21 protein-coding genes are annotated in these 20,281 nt (G+C 70.2%); 9 read left to right on the top strand and 12 right to left on the bottom strand.

The annotated features are described in order from the left end of the window. Positions 1–183: 183 nt before the first annotated feature. The 3 genes from ACFPZ3_RS06890 to ACFPZ3_RS06880 all read left to right on the top strand — a co-directional run bounded on the left by ACFPZ3_RS06890 (position 184) and on the right by ACFPZ3_RS06880 (position 3,363). Positions 184–1,239, top strand: coding sequence for a LacI family DNA-binding transcriptional regulator (locus tag ACFPZ3_RS06890; protein WP_379513104.1), 1,056 nt, complete (start codon positions 184–186; stop codon positions 1,237–1,239). A 46-nt stretch (positions 1,240–1,285) separates the two neighbouring features. Further along, complete coding sequence (locus tag ACFPZ3_RS06885) at positions 1,286–2,815, top strand: RICIN domain-containing protein (RefSeq protein WP_379513103.1); 1,530 nt, start codon at positions 1,286–1,288, stop codon at positions 2,813–2,815. Between the two features lie 107 nt (positions 2,816–2,922). Continuing rightward, positions 2,923–3,363: an FAD-dependent oxidoreductase gene (locus tag ACFPZ3_RS06880; protein WP_379513102.1), complete on the top strand. Its 441-nt coding sequence runs from the start codon at positions 2,923–2,925 to the stop codon at positions 3,361–3,363. Positions 3,364–3,379: 16 nt separating this feature from the next. Here the strand turns inward: ACFPZ3_RS06880 and ACFPZ3_RS06875 are convergent, their stop codons facing one another. From ACFPZ3_RS06875 to ACFPZ3_RS06860, 4 genes are all read right to left on the bottom strand, one after another. Next, the gene (locus ACFPZ3_RS06875) at positions 3,380–4,099 is read right to left on the bottom strand and encodes a serine hydrolase domain-containing protein (RefSeq protein WP_379513211.1); all 720 of its coding nucleotides are present in this window, start codon (positions 4,097–4,099) and stop codon (positions 3,380–3,382) included. A gap of 51 nt (positions 4,100–4,150) precedes the next feature. Further along, positions 4,151–4,972, bottom strand: a complete 822-nt coding sequence (locus tag ACFPZ3_RS06870; RefSeq protein WP_379513101.1) for an SAM-dependent methyltransferase — start codon at positions 4,970–4,972, stop codon at positions 4,151–4,153. 65 nt (positions 4,973–5,037) lie between these two features. Continuing rightward, positions 5,038–5,673 carry a transcriptional regulator gene (locus ACFPZ3_RS06865; protein WP_379513100.1) on the bottom strand — a complete coding sequence of 212 codons (636 nt, stop codon included), beginning with the start codon at positions 5,671–5,673 and terminating at the stop codon, positions 5,038–5,040. Beyond that, entirely contained in the window at positions 5,670–6,065 is a 396-nt protein-coding gene (locus ACFPZ3_RS06860) for a DNA-binding protein (RefSeq protein WP_379513099.1), read from the bottom strand. The genes ACFPZ3_RS06865 and ACFPZ3_RS06860 overlap by 4 nt, the downstream gene beginning before the upstream one ends. A 60-nt stretch (positions 6,066–6,125) precedes the next feature. On the opposite strand from ACFPZ3_RS06860, the gene ACFPZ3_RS06855 reads away from it, so the two are divergent. Next, complete coding sequence (locus ACFPZ3_RS06855; RefSeq protein ID WP_379513098.1) at positions 6,126–7,367, top strand: PEP/pyruvate-binding domain-containing protein; 1,242 nt, start codon at positions 6,126–6,128, stop codon at positions 7,365–7,367. Between the two features lie 6 nt (positions 7,368–7,373). Next, a complete protein-coding gene (locus ACFPZ3_RS06850) occupies positions 7,374–7,967 on the top strand; it encodes a histidine phosphatase family protein (protein WP_379513097.1) in 594 nt (197 codons plus the stop codon). A gap of 19 nt (positions 7,968–7,986) precedes the next feature. Here the strand turns inward: ACFPZ3_RS06850 and ACFPZ3_RS06845 are convergent, their stop codons facing one another. The 3 genes from ACFPZ3_RS06845 to ACFPZ3_RS06835 all read right to left on the bottom strand — a co-directional run bounded on the left by ACFPZ3_RS06845 (position 7,987) and on the right by ACFPZ3_RS06835 (position 9,421). Continuing rightward, positions 7,987–8,124 (bottom strand): hypothetical protein, encoded by a 138-nt coding sequence (locus tag ACFPZ3_RS06845; protein WP_379513096.1) that lies wholly within the window; start codon positions 8,122–8,124, stop codon positions 7,987–7,989. Next, positions 8,084–8,236, bottom strand: a complete 153-nt coding sequence (locus tag ACFPZ3_RS06840) for an extracellular solute-binding protein (protein WP_379513210.1) — start codon at positions 8,234–8,236, stop codon at positions 8,084–8,086. Before ACFPZ3_RS06840 ends, ACFPZ3_RS06845 begins: the two co-directional genes overlap by 41 nt. 192 nt (positions 8,237–8,428) lie before the next feature. Beyond that, complete coding sequence (locus ACFPZ3_RS06835; RefSeq protein WP_379513095.1) at positions 8,429–9,421, bottom strand: helix-turn-helix transcriptional regulator; 993 nt, start codon at positions 9,419–9,421, stop codon at positions 8,429–8,431. A gap of 52 nt (positions 9,422–9,473) precedes the next feature. Here ACFPZ3_RS06835 and ACFPZ3_RS06830 point away from each other — a divergent pair, with 52 nt between their 5' ends. Beyond that, positions 9,474–10,718, top strand: a complete 1,245-nt coding sequence (locus tag ACFPZ3_RS06830) for an epoxide hydrolase family protein (protein ID WP_379513094.1) — start codon at positions 9,474–9,476, stop codon at positions 10,716–10,718. A 114-nt stretch (positions 10,719–10,832) separates the two neighbouring features. Here the strand turns inward: ACFPZ3_RS06830 and ACFPZ3_RS06825 are convergent, their stop codons facing one another. From ACFPZ3_RS06825 to ACFPZ3_RS06810, 4 genes are all read right to left on the bottom strand, one after another. Further along, the gene (locus ACFPZ3_RS06825; RefSeq protein WP_379513093.1) at positions 10,833–13,616 is read right to left on the bottom strand and encodes an AfsR/SARP family transcriptional regulator; all 2,784 of its coding nucleotides are present in this window, start codon (positions 13,614–13,616) and stop codon (positions 10,833–10,835) included. 151 nt (positions 13,617–13,767) lie between these two features. Then, a complete protein-coding gene (locus tag ACFPZ3_RS06820) occupies positions 13,768–14,403 on the bottom strand; it encodes an antibiotic biosynthesis monooxygenase (protein ID WP_379513092.1) in 636 nt (211 codons plus the stop codon). 113 nt (positions 14,404–14,516) lie between these two features. Next, a complete protein-coding gene (locus tag ACFPZ3_RS06815; protein WP_379513091.1) occupies positions 14,517–15,266 on the bottom strand; it encodes an SDR family oxidoreductase in 750 nt (249 codons plus the stop codon). Positions 15,267–15,308: 42 nt separating this feature from the next. Next, the gene (locus tag ACFPZ3_RS06810) at positions 15,309–15,944 is read right to left on the bottom strand and encodes a DsbA family oxidoreductase (protein ID WP_379513090.1); all 636 of its coding nucleotides are present in this window, start codon (positions 15,942–15,944) and stop codon (positions 15,309–15,311) included. 190 nt (positions 15,945–16,134) lie between these two features. On the opposite strand from ACFPZ3_RS06810, the gene ACFPZ3_RS06805 reads away from it, so the two are divergent. Beyond that, on the top strand, positions 16,135–16,878 hold the full coding sequence (locus ACFPZ3_RS06805) for a TetR/AcrR family transcriptional regulator (protein WP_379513089.1): 744 nt from the start codon (positions 16,135–16,137) through the stop codon (positions 16,876–16,878). 367 nt (positions 16,879–17,245) lie between these two features. Next, positions 17,246–19,414, top strand: a complete 2,169-nt coding sequence (locus tag ACFPZ3_RS06800; protein WP_379513088.1) for a DNA/RNA non-specific endonuclease — start codon at positions 17,246–17,248, stop codon at positions 19,412–19,414. A 76-nt stretch (positions 19,415–19,490) separates the two neighbouring features. Here ACFPZ3_RS06800 and ACFPZ3_RS06795 read toward each other — a convergent pair whose 3' ends face one another. Further along, the gene (locus ACFPZ3_RS06795) at positions 19,491–19,742 is read right to left on the bottom strand and encodes an RICIN domain-containing protein (RefSeq protein WP_379513087.1); all 252 of its coding nucleotides are present in this window, start codon (positions 19,740–19,742) and stop codon (positions 19,491–19,493) included. Between the two features lie 124 nt (positions 19,743–19,866). Here ACFPZ3_RS06795 and ACFPZ3_RS06790 point away from each other — a divergent pair, with 124 nt between their 5' ends. Then, positions 19,867–20,055, top strand: coding sequence for a hypothetical protein (locus ACFPZ3_RS06790; RefSeq protein WP_465263541.1), 189 nt, complete (start codon positions 19,867–19,869; stop codon positions 20,053–20,055). The last annotated feature ends 226 nt before the right edge of the window (positions 20,056–20,281 follow it).

Here is a 20,281-nt window from a genome sequence, read left to right as displayed (position 1 = left end):
GACTTTATTCCACCGCACCACGGAGCGCAACCGGGCCGTACAACCGGTGAGCAGGCGGGAGGACTCGCGTGACGGGCTCTTGACGCTCGCGCCTCTCGTGCGTACACATGACTGCGTAGATATGACTGCGCAGTCAGAGCCGGAGAGACCATGACGCGACTGGTTGAAGGAAGCAGTGGCCGGATGCCGCGCAGCGTCGACGTGGCCCGCCTCGCGGGGGTCTCCCAGAAGACCGTGTCCCGGGTGCTCAACAATGAGCCGTACGTCTCGGTCGAGGTACGCCGGCGTGTTCTGAGCGCGGCCGATCAACTGGGCTACCGGCTGAACAACGCGGCACGTGCGCTGGCCTCCGGCCGGACCCGGTCCATCGGCGTGGTGTCGCTCGGCACCGCGCTGTTCGGGCCCGCTTCGTTGTTGATCGGGGTCGAGCGCGCCGTCCGGGACGCCGGGTACGCGCTGCGGGTGGTCAACACCATGGAGGGCGACTCCTCGGGCATCGCCGGGGCGGTGGAGTCGCTTCTGGAGCAGGGGGTGGACGGCATCGTCATCTCCGAGCCCATCGATGAGCAGACCGATGAGCAGACCGACGAGCAGACCGAGCCCGTCCGCGTGGACGTGCCGGTTCTCGTCCTCGGCGCCCCGTCGGCCTTCGCCGCCCCTCGGGTGGTCGCCACGGGAGTGAGCACCCGGCTGCTGGCGCGCGTGGCCACCGAGCACCTGCTGGATCTGGGGCACGCGAGTGTCCATCACGTCGCCGGTCCGCAGCATTGGTATGCCGCCAGGGATCGCCTGGAGGGATGGCGGGCCGCGTTGCGGGAACGCGGCTGTCACGAGCCGCCCGTCCAGCACGGCGACTGGTCGGCCGACTCGGGCTATGCCGCGGGCCGCGAGCTGGCCGGCGACGGCGAGGTGACCGCGGTGTTCGCCGCCAACGATGACATGGCCATCGGCGTGATCCGGGCGCTGGTCGAAGCCCGTCGTCGCGTGCCCGAAGAGGTCAGTGTCGTCGGGTTCGACAACGTCCCGGTCGCCGCCTACATCACGCCTCCGCTGACCACCGTGCGCCAGCCGTTCGACGCCGTGGCGGCCGAGGGGATCAAGCTCCTGGTGCACGCCATCGAACAGCCCGGCGCGGACCTTCCCACGGCGAGCGGCCAACCGGTCGAGCTCGTCGTCCGCGCCTCGACCGCGCCCCCGCCCCGGACGACCCCGGGACGTCGGCGTACGACCTCCGGCTGACGGCCGACCAGGATCACCCTGATATCTCGACCGAGGAGAAGCGTCCATGAGGATGATGAAGAGGTTACGGTCGGCACTGCTCGTGCTGATGCTCCTGGGCGGCCTCCTTGCCCTGGCCACTCCCGCCGGCGCGTTCGGACCGTCCGTTCTGTTCTCTCCGTCGGGTTCCTGCAACCGCCCGTACTGCACGACCTACGTCAAGTCGGCGCAGACCAACAGCGGCCGCATCCTGGCGACCTTCGAGAACAACAATCAGCCGGCGAACGGCCAGACGTTCCCGATCTTCAGCAGCACGGACGACGGACGGTCGTGGACGAAGATCGCCTCCGTGGCGGACGGCTCACCGCGCCACTGGAACAGCATGTGGACGAACCCGAACTTCCTCGTCCTGCCGCAGCAGATCGGCACGATGCCGGCCGGCACCATCCTCCTCGCGGGCATCGTGTCGCCGCCGGACCGCTCGGCGACGGCCATCCACCTCTACCGCAGCAACGACGACGGCTTCCACTGGACCTATGTCAGCGAGGTGGCGGTCGGCGGCGGGCAATGGGGCAGCGCCGACCCGACGCCGATCTGGGAGCCGTTCATGCTGGTGGCGAACAACAAGCTCATCGTGTACTACTCCGACGAGCGCGACAAAGCCGGCCATGACCAGAAGCTCGTCCACCAGACCTCGGCCAATGGCCTCACCTGGGGCTCGGTGGCCGAGGACGTCGCCCTTCCCGACCGCGCCCTGCGCCCCGGCATGCCGGTCGTGACCCGCATGGCGAGCGGCCAGTACATCATGGTGTTCGAAATGGTCGGCCTGAGCGGCACGCCGAACCACTACAAGATCTCCTCGAACCCGGAGTCGTGGAACGCGGCCGACGACGGAAGCCCCATGGGCGACGGCGGCGGCAGCCCGTGGATCATCACGCTGCCGAACGGCCGCCTGGTCTACAACTCCTACGGGACCGGCGGCGACGCCAGGATCAACACGACGAACGGCACCGGCGCGTGGACGACGGTCAAGACCACGATGCCGCGCGGCTACAGCCGCATGCTGCAGTACGTGCGCGGCACCGGCCGGGTGCTCGTCCTCGCGGCGGAGGGCTTCTGGCTCAACACGCCGAACCCCGTCTACTACGGCGACGTCGACCTGGGGTACTCGGCCGGCCCGTACTACAAGCTCGTCAACCGGAAGAGCGGCAAGGCCCTCGACACCTACCAGGCCGGCCTGCAGGACGGAGCCCAGCTTGTGCAATGGGCCGACAACGGCGGGCACAACCAGCACTGGCACGTGACCGACGTCGGCAACGGCTACCGGACCCTGTTCAACCGCAACAGCGGCCGGACGGTGGCGATCTGGCAGACGAGCACCGCGGACGGGGCCAACGCCGTGCAGTGGGTCGAGAACAACGGCGGCGACCAGCAGTGGGAGTTGGTGCCGACCGGCTCCTACTACAAGATCAGAGCCCGGCATTCCGGCAAGGTCCTGAGCGTCTGGCAGGGAGCGACGACCGACGGCGCCCGGATCGTCCAATGGACCGACAACGGCGGCCTCGACCAGCAATGGCAACTCGTTCCCGCATCCTGACCGGCAACCCGCTCAACTTTTACCCAAACGATTCGATCGATTACGATGAGTGATGACGCGCTCTGCCCCAGAGCGAGGCGGCGTCCGGCGGTGAGGAGCGTTCCGCCATGGACGCAGATGTCATCGTGATCGGCGCGGGCCTGGTCGGCCTGGTCGCCGCTCATGAGCTGACCGCCGCGGGCAGGAAGGTCATCCTGGTCGACCAGGAGAACGCCGCCAATCTGGGCGGGCAGGCGTTCTGGTCCTTCGGCGGCCTGTTCCTGGTCGGCACGCCCGAGCAACGCCTCGACCCGGCCGCCGGGCCGCTGATCGCGGTGAGACTCAACATCCTGACCCGCAAGAGCCTCGGTGGGATCCAGACCGACCTCGATTCCCGCGCCCTGGGTCAGGACGGGCTGCCGATCGACGGCCTGTACGCCGCCCGGGAGGTCGCCGGGTTCGGCGGCGGCGGTGTGCACGGGTACGGCGCGCTGGAAGGCACCTTTCTCGGCGGCTGCGTCTTCTCCGGCCGCGCGGCCGGCCGCGCCGCCGCCCGGGAAACGGCCTGACACCCGGTGTCGCAGATCACGGTTGCGGCCGTCCGGTCACCGCGTCGAGCAGGCTGTCGAGCAACGGGACCCGGCGCTCGGTGTGGTCGTCGATCGCCATGAGAGCCACGCTCAGATCCAGGCCGGGCACTCGGGCATGCAGGGCACGCAGACCCGTCCACCCTCCTCCGTGCCGATAGACGCGGTGCCCGGCGTGCGACCGTACGCCGATGCCCCAGGCGTAGTCGATCGGCGTTCCGTCATCGAGGTGTCCTGGGGTCTGCATGAGCCCCGAGATGCCGAGTTCATCGGCGTTGAGCGCCTGGCCCCAGCGCAGCAGGTCGCTGAGAGTCGTCCATACGCCGCCGTCCCCCAGGGACAGCGGGGCGGGATGAAGACGCGCGAGCGGCGCGGCGCCCGGGGGCTGGGGGTCGGGCCCTGGCCAGTAGAGGGTGTCCGCCATCGCCAGCGGGACGAAGAGGTGGCGCCGGGCGAAGTCGGGCAGCGGCATGTCCGCCGCTCGTTCCACCACCGCGGCCAGGCAGACGTATCCGGCGTTGGAGTAGACGTGTTCGGTGCCCGGCCGGCGATCCAGGACCGGGAACCGGGTGAGTGCCCGGATGATGCCCGCGGTGGTCCGGCCGGTGATGACGGCATCGATCTTCGAGTCGGCGGGAAGGGCCGCCGTGTGATGCACCAGGTGCCGGAGCCGGATGCCGCCGGCCCACGCCGGCAGCTGGGGCAGCCAGCGTGACAGGGGCCGTCATTCGCTCGCGCAACATGACCCTTCCAGCGCCCGGCCGGCTCGCTAGAGGACGCGGCCGACGCCGCCCAGGATGCCGCCCTTCTCCATCCCGGGGACGATGAACGGGTCGTCGTTGCGCCAGTTCTGCACCGGTACGAGGCCGGGTTCGAGCAGTTCCAGCCCGTCGAAGTACGTGCGCACCATGTCGTAGTCCCGCCAGTGCAGCGCGCCGGAGGTCGTACGCCGGTAGATGTTCTCGGTCCCGATCTTCCGGTCGGGGGTGCTCTGGCCCTTCTCCACGTACGCGTGCGAGATGATCAGGTGGCTCCCCGGCACCAGCGGCTCGCGCAGGGCCCGGACGATGCCGGCCACCTCTTCGTCGCCCTCGAAGAAGTGGAACAACGCGACGGCCAGGACCGCCACGGGCTGGCTGAAGTCAAGGTGGTGGGCGGCGGCGGCCAGGATGCTCTTGGGATCATGCGCGTCGCCGTCGATGATCACCGTGTCGGGGCTGTCGGTCAGTAACGCCCGGGCGTGGACCAGCACGATCGGGTCGTTGTCCGAGTAGACGACCTTGGCGTCGGGGATGACCCGGTGCGCGACCTGGTGCACGTTGTCCTGGGTGGGCAGCCCGGTGCCGATGTCGAGGAACTGCCGCACGCCTGCCCTGGCCGCCGTCTCCACGGCGCGGATCAGGAAGCCGCGGTTCGCCCTGGCCACCTCCCGTACGTCCGCGCCGCCCCGGCTGCTCAGCTCGAGAATGCGCTCGGCTGCCTCGCGGTCCGCGGGGAAGTTGTCCTTCCCGCCCAGGAAATAGTCGTACATGCGGGCGACGGTGGGAACGGTCGGGTCGACCTTCCCCGGAGGCTGCTCACGCTCGGTCACACTTCACCCTTCCTCACCTTTGACCGCATCCTATGGGGTATCGCCAGATCTGTGATCAGGATTACTCAGAGTTCCGCGTGCCGGTCGAGGCCGAGGGTGGCGATGAGGTCTTCGTGGAGCTCGAACCAGACACGATGGCAGGAGTCGACGCCGGTGCCGTCGACCCAGGCGCCCTCCCCGGCCCGTGCGCGCGCCAGAGCGGCGGTGAATCGTGTGTCGTATCCGCGCAACCGGGTCAGGACGCTCCCGAGCCGCTCCGCGAGTGGCGTGAGCGCGCGGCCGATGCCGGCGAGTTCGTGGAGGACTCCGGCGTCCCAGCCGGGATCGGAGTGGTCGTTGACGGCGAGCCGATCGCCGGCGGCGGGCCGGAGCTGCCAGTCGGTGCAGGCTGCCATCAGCATGGCGTTCAGCGGGAGGAACGTGCGGTAGACGTCACGGACCTCGTCGGCGCCGCCGACGCCTGCGAGCTCGGCCGCGAGCCGGCGCTCGTTCTCGGCTCGGCCCGCTTCGGTCAGTGACCAGCCTCCGGTGCCGGCGAAGGCGCTGCGCTCGACCCAGCCGCGCGCCTCAGCGTCGTGCAACGCCTCTTTCGTCTCGGCCGCGTCGAGCCCGTACCGGTGAGCGATCACCGGCGCGTCCGCGAACCCGGTGATGCGCACGGCGTGCAGGACCAGGACGCCGGGCGAGGAGTCCCGCCTCACGAGCCGGCGTCCTGTCGTGCCGTCAGGCGGGTGTAGTGCTGCTGGCAGGCCTGCGGGGAGTTGAATCCCATCGCGTGCGCCATCTGCGCCCAGGTCAGTCCCGCGCTCCGGGCCATGAACAGCAGACCGGATTCGAGTCCTTCGACCTCGGCTCGCGCGGCGGGCAGGAGGGTGAGCGCGCTCAGGATGTCCTCCGGGTTCAGGCCGGCGTTGCGCCAGACGGCGAACTGCACAAGGTCGACCGCCAACGGCGGGGCGGGCGGGGGCCGCCACGGGCGGGGGTCGAGCGCGTCCGCGCCCAGGCGCGACAACCGCGCACTCGCGTCCTGCTCACGTTGGGCCTGGGCGTGGTCGGCGTGCGCATCGTGAGCGATGTCCTGCTTGCGTGGCATGCAGGACATGATCCACAATCGACACCGCATCGTCAACATTCTGTTGAAAGGTCGGGGTGGATGATCGTACCCCTCATGGAGGCTGTCGCCGATACCTGCGGGGGCAAGGCCGGCGCACTCGGCGCGTTGCTCCGCGCGGGCCTGCCGGTTCCCGACGGCTTCGTCGTCACGTTCGACGCTTACCGCGCCGCCGTCCGCGATCTCGACCTCGCGCGGTTCACCGGCGAGCCGGACGATCTCGACGCGGCGCGGAAGGTGATCGAGGCCCGCCCGGTCCACGCCACCGTGGTAGACGCGCTGGGACACGCGCTCGCCGAACTCGGCGATCCGCCCGTGGCCGTGAGATCGTCGGCCTCGAACGAGGACACCGGTCAGGCCTCGGCGGCCGGCCGGTACGAGAGCTTTCTCGCCGTGCGCGGAGCCGGCGAGGTCACCGATGCCGTACGTGCCTGCTGGGCCTCGCTGTTCTCCCCACGTGCCATCGACCCTGGCGACGATCCGGTGATGGCCGTCATCGTGCAACGCCATCTGGACGCCGAGGTGTCCGGGGTCATGTTCACACCCGCGGACCCGGACGACGCGACCGAGATCGAGGCGTCCTGGGGCCTCGGCCCCAGCGTCGTCGGGGGCACGGTCACCCCTGACGCCTACCACGTCGCCGGGGACGAGTCGGTCACCCACACCATCGCGGACAAACGGACCCGCCTTGACCGGCGCGGCACGCGGCTCGTCGTGAGCGACGTACCCACGCGTATCCGGGAGCGGCCGACGATCGACGACGCGACCGCCGCGCGGCTCGCCGCGCTGGGCAAGGAGGTCGCCGCCGTACGCGGTGGACCGCAGGACATCGAGTGGGCGATCGTCGACGACCGCGCCTGGGTCCTGCAAGCACGGCCGGTCACCGCCGAACCCCCACCGCCTTCCGGCGCCGCGGACGCCCCAGCGGCCACACTCACCGGAACACCAGGCAGCCACGGGACCGTGACCGGCACCGCGAGGATCGTCCGCGGTCCCGGCGACTTCGCGCGCGTGCGGCCGGGCGACATCCTCATCTGCCCCTTCACCGACCCCGCCTGGACGCCGCTGCTGCGCATCGCCGCCGGCGTCGTCACCGAAACCGGAGGCGTGCTCTGCCACGCCGCCATCGTCGCTCGCGAACAGGCCATCCCCGCCGTCCTCGGTATCCCGAACGCGACGAGCAGGCTTCACGACGGCACCCTCATCACCATCGACGGCACCACCGGCACCGTCACCGATCGAAAGGAGACGGGAAGCGGGCCCGCACGGGCGCCCCGCTCCTGACCACTCATGGCAACGCGACACCTCTACCTGGCACGACACGGCGCGGCCGACGCGTTCGGCGAGCTCACCGGCATCGGGCGCCGGCAGGCGGGCCTGCTGGGCGAACGGCTCGCCGGCCTGCCGGTCGACGCCGTGTGGCACTCTCCGCTGCCACGAGCCCTGGCAAGCGCGCACGAACTCGCCCGGCATCTCCCGGACGTGCCCGTGAGCGAGGCGGCCGAACTCATCGACCACATGCCCTACGTTCCCGGCGCGGCGGAAACTCCCCGGTCCTGGGCCGGCTTCTTCGACGGCTACGACGACGCCGAGGCGGCCTCGGGCCAGAGGCTCGCTGAGTCCCTGGTAGCCCGGTTCGCGAACGTGCCCGGCACGACCACACACGAGGTCCTGATCACGCACGCGTACCCGATCGCCTGGCTGGTGCGGCACGCGCTGGACGCGCCGCCGTCCCGGTGGCTCGGACTGAACAGCGCCAACACCGCACTGACGGTCATCGAGTACCGCGACGGCCTGCCGCCCACGATCGTGATGTTCAACGACATGAGCCACCTCCCGGCCGACCTGCGCTGGACCGGGTTCCCCGAAGGCACGAGACCGTGAGGTGAGGGGCCGCGTGTGGTCAGAGCCGGAGCAGGCGTCCCTGGATCGGCCAGCCGTCCACGGTCTCGAACGCGATCACGGTCCGGTTGTGCCGTACGCGCACGTCGCATGGCTGGTCACCGTCCGCGCGCCAGCGTCCCTCCAGGGTCACCCGCATCAGGTGGGGGTGACTCGGCGGTCTGGGTGGCCAGCTTCTCCCGGTAGCCGTCCCAGCCGGAGAACTGGGTCTTGATCTGGACGCCGGGTTTCTTCTTCTTGAAGGCGGTGATGGCTTGTTGCGTCGCGGTGTGGCGGGTCGTACTGCCCCACCAGGCGAACTGGAGGCCGGCGCCGGAGCCGCCCCCAGCGCAGCCGGCCAGAGCGAGGGCCGCCGCCGCCGCGCCGACCTGGAGGAATCCTCGTCTGCTGAGATCTCTTCCGATCTATTCACGATGAGAGGCATCCCATGGATCGGCGAAGCTTCAGGGCTGGCCCTCTCCCGAAGGCGAGCCGGTCCGGCTGTCCGGCACCGCCAGGAGGCAGCGGCGGGCGTGGGCTCGCAGCGCCTCCGCGAGTCCTGGCGGGCCAGTGACAAGTGTGAAGTCGGCGTCCACGGATGTGATCATCCAGGTCAGCGCCCACGGGTTCTCGGCCCCGAGGTGCAGCAGGCAGCTCCGGTCGTCCACCGCCTCGACCACGCCCATGCCCGGCCACACCCGGTCGGCGACCGCCTCGGCCGGCTCGTGCAGGGTGAAGACCGCCTGGCACGGCCACGCCGTCGCCGACAGTGTGCGGGCCACGTAGGTGGCGGCGTCGCCGTGCGGCGGCTGCCTGGGCGCGAAGCGGGGCCCGGTGGGAGTGCGCGGGACGAGACGGTCCACCCGGAAGGTGCGCCAGTCGTCGCGCTCAGGGTCGAAGGCGACCAGGTACCAGCGCCGTTCGAAGTTGACCAGGCGGTGCGGCTCGACCGAGCGCAGGGTGTTGCCGCGGCGGGGGCTGGAGTAGTCGAAGCGCAGCCGTTCGCGGCGGCGGCAGGCGTCGGCGATCGTCATGAGGGTGTCGGCGCTCACCGCGGGACCGGTGGCGCCGACCCGTACGGTCGCCCGCTGCACGGCGTTGACCCGGTACCGCAGCCGGGGCGGCAGCACCTGCTCCAGCTTGGTCAGCGCGCGCAGCGCGGTCTCCTCGATGCCCGTGACCGAGCCGCCCGCCGCCGTGCGCAGGCCGACGGCCACGGCCACCGCCTCCTCGTCGTCCAGCAGCAGCGGCGGCAGCGACGCACCGGCCCCGAGCCGGTAACCGGCCGTGCCCTGCACGGCGTCCACCGGGTAGCCCAGCTCGCGCAGGCGCTCGACGTCCCGGCGGACCGTGCGCGGGGTGACGCCGAGCAGTTCGGCCAGCTCGGCCCCCGGCCGATCGCGGTTGGCCTGCAACAACGACAGCAGCTTCAGCAGCCGCGCGGCGGTTTTCAGCACACCCGCCACCATAGGACGGGCTCTGACCTAAGCGCTTCGTACAGTCCTCCCCATGACGCAGATCGACATCCGCCCCTTCCGTATAGAGATCCCCCAGCACCAGCTCGACGACCTCCAGGCCAGGCTGGCCGGCACCCGCTGGCCGGACGAGCTGCCCGGCGTCGGCTGGAGCCGCGGCGTGCCCGTCGGCTACCTGAAGGAGATGGCCGAGCACTGGCGCACCCGCTACAGCTGGCGGGCGCGCGAGGCCGAGCTGAACGCCCACCCGCAGTTCCTGACCACCGTCGACGGCCAGAATCTGCACTTCATGCACGTGCGCTCCCCTGAACCCGGCGCCACGCCGCTGATCCTGCTGCACGGCTGGCCGGGCGGGTTCGTGGACTTCCTCGACGTCATCGGCCGGCTGTCGGACCCGCGCGCCCACGGCGGCGATCCGGCCGACGCCTTCCATTTGGTGATCCCGTCGCTGCCGGGCTTCGGCTTCTCCACGCCGCTGGCCGGGCCGGGCATGAACGCCGCCAGGATGGCCGGGCTGCTGGCCGGTCTGATGGCCGCGCTCGGCTACGAACGCTACGGCGTCCAGGGCTACGACACCGGTGCATGGGTCGGCCCGGAGCTCGGCAAGCAGGATCCGGGGCACGTCATCGGCATCCACCTCAACGCCATGATCACCTTTCCTGTCGGGGCCGAGGGCGAGATGGACGGGCTGTCGGAGGTGGAGCAGCGGCGCTGGCAGAGCATGCAGAACTTCAACGACGGGTACCTGCAGTGCAACTCCAAGCGCCCGCAGACGGTGGCGTACGGGCTGCACGATTCGCCGGTCGGACAGCTCGCCTGGATCGTGGAGAAGTTCAAGGAGCTCACCGCGCCGGAGGAGGGGCTGCCCGAGGACGCCGTCGACCGTGACCGCATACTGACCGACGTCACCCTCTACTGGCTGACCGGCACCGCCGGACCGGCGGCGCAGATCTACTACGAGGAGATCACCGCCGCGGCGGACTGGAGCGCGGGCGCGGGAGGCGAGGACGCGGGCTGGGGCGAGAGCGCGGGCTGGGAAGGCGAGGACACAGGCGAGGGCGCGGGCGAGGGCGCGGGCGCGGGCTGGGCGCCGGAGCGCGGGACGACGCCGACCGGGGTGCTGGTCTCGGCCCACGACGTGACCGTCCGCCGCTGGGCCGAGCGCGACCACAACATCGTGCACTGGACCGAGCTGGGCCGGGGCGGCCACTTCCTGTCGATGGAGGAGCCGGCCCTGCTGGTCGACGACGTCCGCGCGTTCTTCGCCAAGCTCCGCTGAACCGCCCGCCCGGTCACGGGAGCCGGACTTGCCGTCCGGCTGGGACGCTCGTGCAGACCGTCATCCGGGCCTGAGCAGGACCGGGCGCGGTACGAGAGCGCGCCGGTAGGCGGCCTACAGCATGTTCCTGATCGGCCCCGGCATGTCCGGAACGGGCTGCTCAAGCAGTTCCTCCACCTCCGCGTGGGTCAGGAGGCGCGTCTCCAGGAGGGTCTCGAAGCAGATGCGCCAGTCCTGCCGGGCCTCGGCGTGCCGCCCCAGGGCGTGCAGGGTCTGGCCGGACCACCAGGCGGCCACCGCGTAGCCGCTGCGGTATGCGGCTTTGCGCAGGAGCGCAAGCGCGACCTGGTAGACGTCGGCCGCCTCGGCGAGACGTCCGGCATGCATGTAGGCGCGGGCCAGAGTCTCGCGACCCGCGCCCTCCCCGTACAGGGAGCCGATGCCGCTCCATTCCACGACGGCCACCCTCGCCTGCGCGATGGCCTCCTCGAACCGGCCCTGCCGGCACAGCACGTGCACGCGGTTGTTGAAGATGGCGCCCCGCGCGTAGCGATGCTCGGTCTCCTCGGCGATGTCCAAGGCCCGTGCCAGGTTGGCGACGGCGAGGTCGAGCCGCCCGAGCAGGGTGTAGACGATGCCGAGATTGTTGAAGGACCCCATCCTCCGGTGCGGCAGGCCGGCCTTGCCCCAGCACGTCACAGCCCGTTCGAGGTGATCGATCGCCAGCTCGAAGAGCCCCTGGTCGCGGTAGACCCAGGCCAGGTAGCTCTCCTCCTGCGCCTGGCCGGCCCAGTCTCCGCACCGCGCGGCCACCTCGGCCGCGTTCCGGTGGACGTCGGCCAGGTGCGTGACCCAGCCGCGGTAGTTGAACGGCCAGTGCAGCCCGATCGCCAGTCCGATGGCGGTGCCCGGATCGGCGGACTCGGCCGCTTGGCGGGTCACGGCCAGGAGATTGTCACGCTCGGCCTCGGTCCAGTCGCTGACCTCCCGCGCGCTGGTGAACGCGACACCGGGCTGCTCGGCCTCGTACACGGGCTCCGGGTCCTCGACGTGCACGAGCCGCGTGGCGGTGCTGACCGAGGCCAGGTAATGGTGGAGCCCACGGCGCAGCGCGGCCGCGCGCTCCGCCGTGGGCAGCTCGCGGGCGGCCTGCTCCCTGGCGTACAGGCGGATGAGGTCGTGGAAGCGGTAGCGGCCGTGCCCCGCGGACTCCAGGAGCCGGGCGGCGCGGAGCCGCTCGAGGGCCGCCTCCGCCCGTGCCTCGGGCCAGCCGGCCAGGGCAGCCGTGGCGGCCGGAGTGTGGGTCGGCGCGTCGAGCAGGCCGAGGTGCGGGAGGACGTGCGCGGCGTCGTGGCCGCTGGGTTCCTCGCTCAGGTGCCGGTGGCTGACCGCGATGCTGGTGCGTACGGCCAGGTCGGCGTACTGCAGGGTGTCCAGGCGCCGGGCCGCGTCGGCGAGGCGGTCGGCAAGGTCGGCCAGCCGCCAGTCGGGCCGCGCCGCGAGGCGGGCGCCGGCGATCCGGATGGCCAGGGGGAAGCCACTGCACAGCTCGGCGATCTTCGCGGCCGCCTCCGGCTCGCGCTGGACCCGGCCCTGGCCCGCGATCCTGGCGAGCAGCGTGACGGCATCGCTGTCGCCGAGCCCGTCCAGGTGCAGGTGGCGGGCGTTGTCGAGCGAGATCAGGGCGTCGCGGCCGGTGATGACGGTCCGGCAGCCCGCACCCGCCGGGATGAGCGGCCGCACCTGGTCGGCGTCGAGTGCGTTGTCGAGGATGACGAGCAGGTTGCTCGCCGCGGTGAGCAACCGGTAGCGGGCGATCGCCCCTTCGAGATCTGCCGGTACGGCGGAGCCGTCCAGCCCCAGCGAGCGCAGCAGGTGGCCCAGGGCGTCCAGGACCGGTAGCGGCTGGAGTCCCGGGGTCGAGCCGTTCAGGTTGACGTAGACGACGCCGTCGCGGAACCGTCCGGCCATCGCGTGCGCGACGTGAAGGACGAGCGCCGACTTGCCCACGCCGCCTGGCCCGTCGATGACGGCCACACCCGCGCGCTGCACCGCCTCCCGCAGCCACTCCACCTCCTCGTGCCTGGCGGTGAACGAGCGGGTGTCGGCGGGCAGCTCGGCGGGGACGATCCTGCCGGACTGCGCCGGAGTGGTGAGCTCGAGCACGGGATCTCTGGTGAGGATGGCATGCTGCAGCTCGCGCAGCCGCGTGCCCGGCTCGAGGCCGAGCTCCTCCGCCATGACGGCGCGGCTCTCCCGGTAGACCGCGAGCGCTTCTGACGGCCGGGCCGCGCGGTAGAGCGCCAGCATCAGCTGGGCGCGCGGGCCCTCCCTCAGGGGGTGGGCCCGGACGTGCGAGGCGAGGTCGGTCAACACCGCGTGGTGATCCCCCGCGGCCAGCCGCAGGTCGATATGGTCCTCGAAGACCGCCAGCCGCTCCTCCTCCAGGCGGCTGGACTCGATCTGCGCCCACGGTTCCATCAGCTCGGCCAGGGCGCGCCCCCGCCACAGGGCCAGCGCCCGCCGGAACAACCCGTCGGCCGTGCCAGGATCGCGCCGGTCGCGCGCCATCCGCGCCTGGCGGGCCAGCATCGTGAAGCTGTGCGCGTCGACCTGGTCGCGAGGCAGGTCCAGCAGGTAACCGCCGGGCACGGTCGCGATGATCTCGGGGGTGAGCACGTCACGCAACTTCGACACCACGATGTGCAGCTGCTTGCCGGCCGTGGCCGTCGAGGTCTGCCCCCATACGTCGGCGACGAGCTGACGCGCGGTGACGGGCCGGCCGGCGTCCAGTGCCAGCCGCGTCAGGACGGCGACACGGCGACGGCCCGACAGCCGTATCGGTCGCCCGCTCGCCTTGATCTCCCAGGGTCCGAGGAACCCGATCTCCAATGTCATCAGGGAGGGAAGTGTACGAAGGGGCGGTATATCGCCGGTATGTTCCAGAGCGCTTCTGTGAGTCAGGCCTGGCCCTGCAGGCGGCGGGTGCAGTTCCCCGTAAGACGGATTACCAGCGGGATGTTCCTTCTCTCTGATAGGTGGCTTCGGACTACGGAGATACGGAAAGGCTGTGCCGCAGTTGGTAGCGGCGGAATCCGCCGCTTTTCACGCCGGGGAAGTCCACGACCCGCCGCCACCCGGGCGACGACCCCACCGTTGCCTGGCCGGATGTGTCGAGAGCGTCGCGGTGCGCCTGTTCATCGGTCCACTCCGCGTAGTTGAGCACCCGGGTGCCGTCGGTGCTCAGGTGGAAATGGCCCGAGATCCCGCCGGGATGTGGTTGGGTTTCGCCCGCCATCGCGTCGAACACGGTGTCGATCCAGTGCTGTTGCCGCTGGTTGTCGGGTCCGTCGAATTCGACACTTACGACGACGACGCAGCCTGGGACCGGCGGATCTTCCCGCCCGCTGCTGCGGTACAGCCGGTACTCGACCGGCTCTGTGCCGGTGAGTCCGGCCATGAACTCACGGCTGGCTTCGCCGTTGGCCCACTGTGTGTAGGTCAGCACTGTCTCGCCGTCGGTACTCACCAACGTGCTGAACGAGATGAGCCCTTCAGGCCAGGGTGCGTGCTCTACCACGGCCGAGATCTCCTCCACCGTGAGGTGGTGTGCGGACGATTCGGTGACCAGGACGGTGCCGGCATCGGGGCGGGTGATATCGGGCGATAGACCGGTGACGGTCATTTCTCTCTCCTTTGCTCTTTGTCGGCGTACGGGCGCTCGGATCGAGCCGGCGTGGCACCTGACCGTGACGCGCGCTGTTCGGTGAAAACTTGCCGGGCGCCCGGATCCGCTGGCTACACGAGCGTCCCGCCGGAGACGTCCAGGTGGTGCCCGGTCACGTACCGGCTGTCGTCCGAGGCCAGGAAGGCCACCGTGCCGGCGACGTCCTCCGGCGTGCCCAGCCGGCCCAGCGGCGACAGGGATGACAACCAGGCCAGGGCCTCGCCGACCAGGCGGCCCTGATGCATGTCGGTGTCGATGACGCCGGGCGCCACGGTGTTGACGGTGATGCCGCGCGGCCCCAGTTGCTTGGCGAGTGTCGAGGTGAGCACGTCGAGTGCCGCCTTGGACATGGCGTAGTCGATCGCCCCTGGCATGGCCATGCCGCGGGTCAGCATCGTACCGATCGTGATGATCCGCCCGCCGTCTCTGAGCCGCGGCAGAGCGAGCTGCGTGATGAAGAACGGAGCTGTGCTGTTGACCGCGAACAGCCGCTCGAAACCCTCCCTGGTCACGCCGCCGATCTCGGCCTGGCCGCCGAGGATTCCAGCGTTGTTGACCAGGATGTCCAGGCCGTCGGCGTGCGCGTCGAACGCGGCCCACAGTGCTTCTGCGTCTCCGGGCACGCCCAGCTCGGCCTGGACGGCGAAGGCCTGCCCGCCTGCCGCTTCGATGGCCGAGACCGTGTCTTTGGCGGCCGTGTGGTTGCTGCCATAGTGCACGGCGACGCGGACGCCCTGTCGTGCCAGCCGGGTGGCGATGGCCCGGCCGATTCCCCTGCTCGCGCCGGTCACCAGCGCCGTCTTGCCGGTCGATGTCGTCATGATCAGGCCTTTCTGTCAACGGTGTAGGGGCGTCTGCCTGAGCTAGCCCTCGGGCATGGTGTTCTGCGCGGCCTCTTTCAGGGCCGCGAACAGCGTGTTCTCGCTCTGGGATCCGGTCAGCGGGGGCAGCCGCTCGATCAGGAAGACCGGAACGCCGGTGATGCCGAGCCGGCGTACCCGCTGGAGCCGGGCGCGCAGTTCGCCGGCCGGCACGCCGTCCACGGCGACACCGGCCTCGGCGGCCAGCAGGGCCAGGGTGGCGGGGTCGCCGATGTGCAGCCCGTCGGTGAAGTGCGCGCGGAAGAGGCGTTCCACCATCGGCTCGGCCTTGTGCTGGAGGGCGGCGCTCGCGATGAGCCGGTGCGCCTCGAAGGTGCCGGTGGCGATGGCTTTGCCGTACTCGAACCGCAGGCCCTCCAGCGCCGCGCGCGCGGCGAAGCTCGCCGTGCCGGCGGCGGCCTCGGGACCGAACGTCTGCTCCAGTACGGCGAGCAGCGGCTGCCCTTCGGTGGAGGTGCCGGGGGCGAGTTCGAAGGGCAGGACCTCGACCGTCACCGCGACGTCCTGGCTCCGGAGCCGGTCTGCCGCGCGGATGAAGCGGCTGTAGCCGAGGTAGGAGTGCGCGCAGATGACGTCCAGGACGATCTTCACGTGCACGCTCTGTGCTCTGTTCCGCATGCGGGCCCTCACGTTCCTGTGGTGGCGGGGTCGGCGGGAGTCCGGTTCATAGGCCGTCGCCACCCACCGAGATCTCCCACGATCAAGCCAGTACGAAGAGATCGGTCCACACGTCCTCCATTCGCGTACTGCGTACTCGAAATGAACCATAGCCATTCAGGTACGATGTACGCAAACAGAGGGGGTGCAGATGCCCGACGAGGAACCGACCAGCATCTGGATGCTCCCGGAACGCCAGGAGCGTTCCGGGCCCGGGCGACGGCCTGGCTACAGCCGCGAGCAGATCACCCGGACGGCGGTCCAGATCGCCGACGCCGAAGGCGTGGAGGCCGCCACCATGCGCCGGATCGCGTGCGAGCTGGGCACCGGCGCCATGTCGCTCTACCGGTACGTACCGAAACGCGATGACCTGTTCGACCTCATGATCGACATGGCGATGGGCGAGATCGAGCTCCCGGACGGCCCGTCCGGCGACTGGCGCTCCGATCTCTCGCTGGTCGCCCACCGGATCCGCGCCGCGGGCCTACGCCATTCCTGGCTGATCGCGCTGCTCACCGGTCGTCCGACCCTGGGCCCCCATCTGCTGCGCGTGCACGAGTTCGCGCTCAGCGCACTCGACCGGCGCGGCCTCGACATCGACGACATCACTGGCTTCGTCGGCATGCTGAACGACTACGTCCACAGCGCGATCCGCCGCGAGATCGGCTGGCTGGAGGAGGCCCGCCGTACCGGCCTGGATCCGGAACGATGGAAGCGGGACTACATCGGGCCGTACGTACGACAGGTCGTCGAATCGGGCGCCTTTCCGCTGTTCAGCCGCTCCCTGCTGGAATCCCGCACCTCGCGCCTCCCTCCCGCGGAGCAATTCCAGTACGGGCTGGATCGCGTGCTCAACGGGATCAGCGTGCACATCACATCGGACATCTCTCGTTGATCGAGATCGACTCGCCTTCCGATCTCGTCGACAAGCCGCGGGCGGCCGAACTGCCCGCGTCTGCCGGCGTTCATGGCGCGTGACCCTGTTCTGGTGCGTGATCCAGGCGAGTTACCGGCCGGCCTGGATACCGTCGCTGCGGAGACAGCGGCGCAGCCTGTCCGCTCAAGAGCGCTGGAAGCCTGATCAGGCAGGCGCGGATCGTCTGCCAGCCCGATGACGAACAGCGGCCATCGCCGTCTCGGGCTAGGCGAATGTGCAGGTCAGGGGGCCTATGGAGACTTACATGAGTGCAGTAGGGGAATAACGCCCCCTGCCAGGAAAGCGATGGGCTGGCCGGGCATCGGGGGAAATGAGGTGCGGGGCAATGGCTGCGGTTGAAGGACCGCCCGCCGGGCTGCGGGAAGAGGTGGCGGCGCGGGTGGCCGGCAGGAGTGAGCAGCGCCGGCGGACGATCGCCCTGCTGGCCGAGCCGGGCGGGATCGCCCGGGCCGATGAGCCGATGCGGGTGGCCACCCGCATCGACCGGCTCAGCCGCCACTACCGGGACATCCACCCGATCGACCCCGCAGCGATAACCGCCTCGGACCCGGCGGCCGTGACAGCGGCGGTGGCGGTGCTGGAGCGGATCATCCAAACCAATGACCTGCTCCCTGTCGGCTACCTGGAAGGCGGAGCGGCGGCGGCGCGAGCGGTCGGGCGGGTGGTCGTCCGTGACACGCGCGGGCGGCTGGCCGGCTACGGCACCGGGTCGCTGGTCTCCCCGGACCTGCTGCTCACCAACCACCATGTGCTTGGTGACGCCGGGACGGCCGGCCACAGCAGCGTCGAGTTCGACTTCCAGGACGGCATCGACGGACGGCCGCTGCCGCTGCACGGGTTCTCTCTGGATCCGGGCCGGTTCTTCTTCGCCGACCAGGAGCTGGACTTCGCGCTGGTGGCGGTGAAGGCGACCAGCGGCGAGCTGGCCCGGTTCGGGTTCAACCACCTGGTGGCGTCCGAGGGCAAAGTCATCATCGGGGACTTCGTCACGATCATCCAGCATCCGGGTGGAGAGAAGAAACAAGTCGCCCTGCGGGAAAACCGGATCGTCGACATCCTGGAGTCGTTCCTGCACTACCAGACCGACACCGAGCCCGGCTCCTCCGGTTCCCCGGTCTTCAACGACCAGTGGGAGATCGTGGCCTTGCACCACGCCGGCGTCCCCGACCCTGACCACGACGCGTTCGGCGGCGTCATCAACGAAGGGGTGCGGGTCAGTCACCTGCTGGCCGCCTTGCACGCTCAACCGTTCCCGGTGGACCAGCAGGCCCTGCTCGACCGGTTGTTCGCCGAACGCATCAGCCTCCCGCCGGCCACGCCTGCGACCCCCGCGACTCCGGCCACGTCGGCCACGCCCGCGACTCCGGCCACGTCGGCCACGCCAGCCACGGCGGCGCCGGCCACGTCGGCGGCGGCGGCTCTGACCGCTTCGCCCGATCGCTCGCGCACCCGACAGGTGGAGCCGGTAGCGGAGCAGGTAGAGCCGGTGGTGGGGCAGGTAGAGCCGGTGGTGGGGCGGCTGGCCGCTGGGCAGGTGCCGCTGACTCTGACTCTGACGGCCCCCGTCATTCTTCAGCTCCGCGAGCCGGTCGCCACGGCCGGCCCGGCCTCAGCAGCGCCGGAGGCGATCCGGATCGATCCGGACTATGCCGGCCGCCGCGGCTATGACCCGGACTTCCTGCCGGGCGGGCATCGGGTGCCGCTGCCCATGCTGCACCCCGATCTCGTCCCGCTGGCGGCACTCAACCGGAGCGCCGACGATGGGCAGGCGCACGTGCTGAACTACCACCACTTCAGCGTGGTGATGAACCGGCAACGGCGGCTGGCCTTCTTCACCGCGGTCAACATCGACGGCGAAACCAGCCTGCGCATCCGCCGCGACCCCGACCGCTGGATCTTCGACCCCCGCCTGCCCGACAGCGAACAGACCGGGGAGGAGGTCTACCGCGACAATCCCCTCGACCGCGGCCATCTGGTCCGCCGCCTGGACCCCGCATGGGGAGCCAGGCATGCGATGGCCAAATCCGGCAACGACGACACCTTCCATTTCACCAACTGCACCCCGCAGCACAAGGACTTCAACCAGAGCCAGACCACCTGGGCCGGCCTGGAGGACTACATCCTGGACAACGCCGACACCCGCGACCTGAAAGCCACCGTCTTCACCGGCCCGGTTCTGGCCGCCGACGACGACCCCTACCGCGGCGTCCAACTGCCGCGTCAATACTGGAAGGTCGTGGCGATGGTCAAACAGAACGATGAGCTGTCGGCCACCGGTTACCTGCTCAGCCAAGACCATCTCATCGACGGCCTGGAGACCGCTCCCGCGGAGTTCTCCTACGGCGCTTACAAGACCTACCAAGTCCCGATCCGGCGCATCGAAGACCTCACCAAACTGTCCTTCAACAGCCTCGCCGACGCCGATCCCTTGGCCCGTATGGAAGCGGCCACCACAGCCCGGGAGATCGCCCACCTCCGCCAACTCACCCTCTGAAGTGGCGTGCTGCGAGCTTGCGTCCAGTCTGAGTCGGAGGCGCCGCATTCCTTCCTTAATCCTTCCTTGTGTTCGCTCAGGCGCGGGTCCACCGTTGGTCGGCCCCACCGCCGCAGTCCCAGATCTGCGGTCGGGCGCCGTTGGCGAAGCTGACGTCCGTCGCGTCGAGGCGCTTGTTGGCGTACGGGTTGACGATCTGGCCGGTGCCGGAGTCGTAGGTCCAGCCTTGCGCGCCGGTGCCGTTGCAGTCGCGGAGCTGCACCTGGGCCGTGGGCTGCGGGCTGCGTTGGTCGTCTGACGCCGGCGGTGCGGGCAGCGCGCAGAACAACCGGCCTGGGCTGAGCGAGTGCTGGTCGAAGCCTCCCCATAAAATAGCCCGGTGATCTTGAGTCTTCCCCCCCGGTGAGTTCGGCGCCTACCTCTTCGACTGCGACGGGACCATAGCCGATTCCATGCCGCTGCGCTTTGTCGCCTGGCAGCAGGCGTTGAGCGAGTGGGGATGCGAGCTCTCCGAAGAACTGTTCTACGCATGGGCCGGTCGGACGGTTGTCGACATCATCACCGACCTCAATGCAAGCCAGGGGCTGGCCATGCCGGTGCAGGCCGTCGCTCTCCGCGGTGAGGAACTCTGCCAGGAGTAGCTGCCCCAACTGACCGCGGTGCCCGGCGTGCTCGAGCACATCGAAGCTGAATTCGGACGCATCCCGTTCGCTGTCGTATCCGTTGACGCGCTCCCCGGGCTGAAGCCCGGGGATTCTCGCCCGTGCCGCATGAGTTCATGTGGCACCTCGAAGGCTTCCTCGTTCACTGGACTGCGCCACCGCACGCGGTGGTCTTACCGGCCCTCCGGAGGCGTTTAGCCTCTCC

This window comes from Nonomuraea insulae (genome assembly GCF_042656245.1).
This window is presented reverse-complemented; position numbering and strand designations above follow the sequence as displayed.

Coding starts and splice junctions, on each gene's coding strand:
- ACFPZ3_RS06890 (WP_379513104.1), top strand. CDS start 184: ATGCCGCGCAGCGTCGACGTGGCCCGCCTCGCGGGGGTCTCCCAGAAG.
- ACFPZ3_RS06885 (WP_379513103.1), top strand. CDS start 1,286: ATGAGGATGATGAAGAGGTTACGGTCGGCACTGCTCGTGCTGATGCTC.
- ACFPZ3_RS06880 (WP_379513102.1), top strand. CDS start 2,923: ATGGACGCAGATGTCATCGTGATCGGCGCGGGCCTGGTCGGCCTGGTC.
- ACFPZ3_RS06860 (WP_379513099.1), bottom strand. CDS start 6,065: ATGCCACGCAAGCAGGACATCGCTCACGATGCGCACGCCGACCACGCC.
- ACFPZ3_RS06855 (WP_379513098.1), top strand. CDS start 6,126: ATGATCGTACCCCTCATGGAGGCTGTCGCCGATACCTGCGGGGGCAAG.
- ACFPZ3_RS06850 (WP_379513097.1), top strand. CDS start 7,374: ATGGCAACGCGACACCTCTACCTGGCACGACACGGCGCGGCCGACGCG.
- ACFPZ3_RS06845 (WP_379513096.1), bottom strand. CDS start 8,124: ATGCGGGTGACCCTGGAGGGACGCTGGCGCGCGGACGGTGACCAGCCA.
- ACFPZ3_RS06830 (WP_379513094.1), top strand. CDS start 9,474: ATGACGCAGATCGACATCCGCCCCTTCCGTATAGAGATCCCCCAGCAC.
- ACFPZ3_RS06825 (WP_379513093.1), bottom strand. CDS start 13,616: ATGACATTGGAGATCGGGTTCCTCGGACCCTGGGAGATCAAGGCGAGC.
- ACFPZ3_RS06820 (WP_379513092.1), bottom strand. CDS start 14,403: ATGACCGTCACCGGTCTATCGCCCGATATCACCCGCCCCGATGCCGGC.
- ACFPZ3_RS06815 (WP_379513091.1), bottom strand. CDS start 15,266: ATGACGACATCGACCGGCAAGACGGCGCTGGTGACCGGCGCGAGCAGG.
- ACFPZ3_RS06810 (WP_379513090.1), bottom strand. CDS start 15,944: ATGCGGAACAGAGCACAGAGCGTGCACGTGAAGATCGTCCTGGACGTC.
- ACFPZ3_RS06805 (WP_379513089.1), top strand. CDS start 16,135: ATGCCCGACGAGGAACCGACCAGCATCTGGATGCTCCCGGAACGCCAG.
- ACFPZ3_RS06800 (WP_379513088.1), top strand. CDS start 17,246: ATGGCTGCGGTTGAAGGACCGCCCGCCGGGCTGCGGGAAGAGGTGGCG.
- ACFPZ3_RS06790 (WP_465263541.1), top strand. CDS start 19,867: ATGCCGCTGCGCTTTGTCGCCTGGCAGCAGGCGTTGAGCGAGTGGGGA.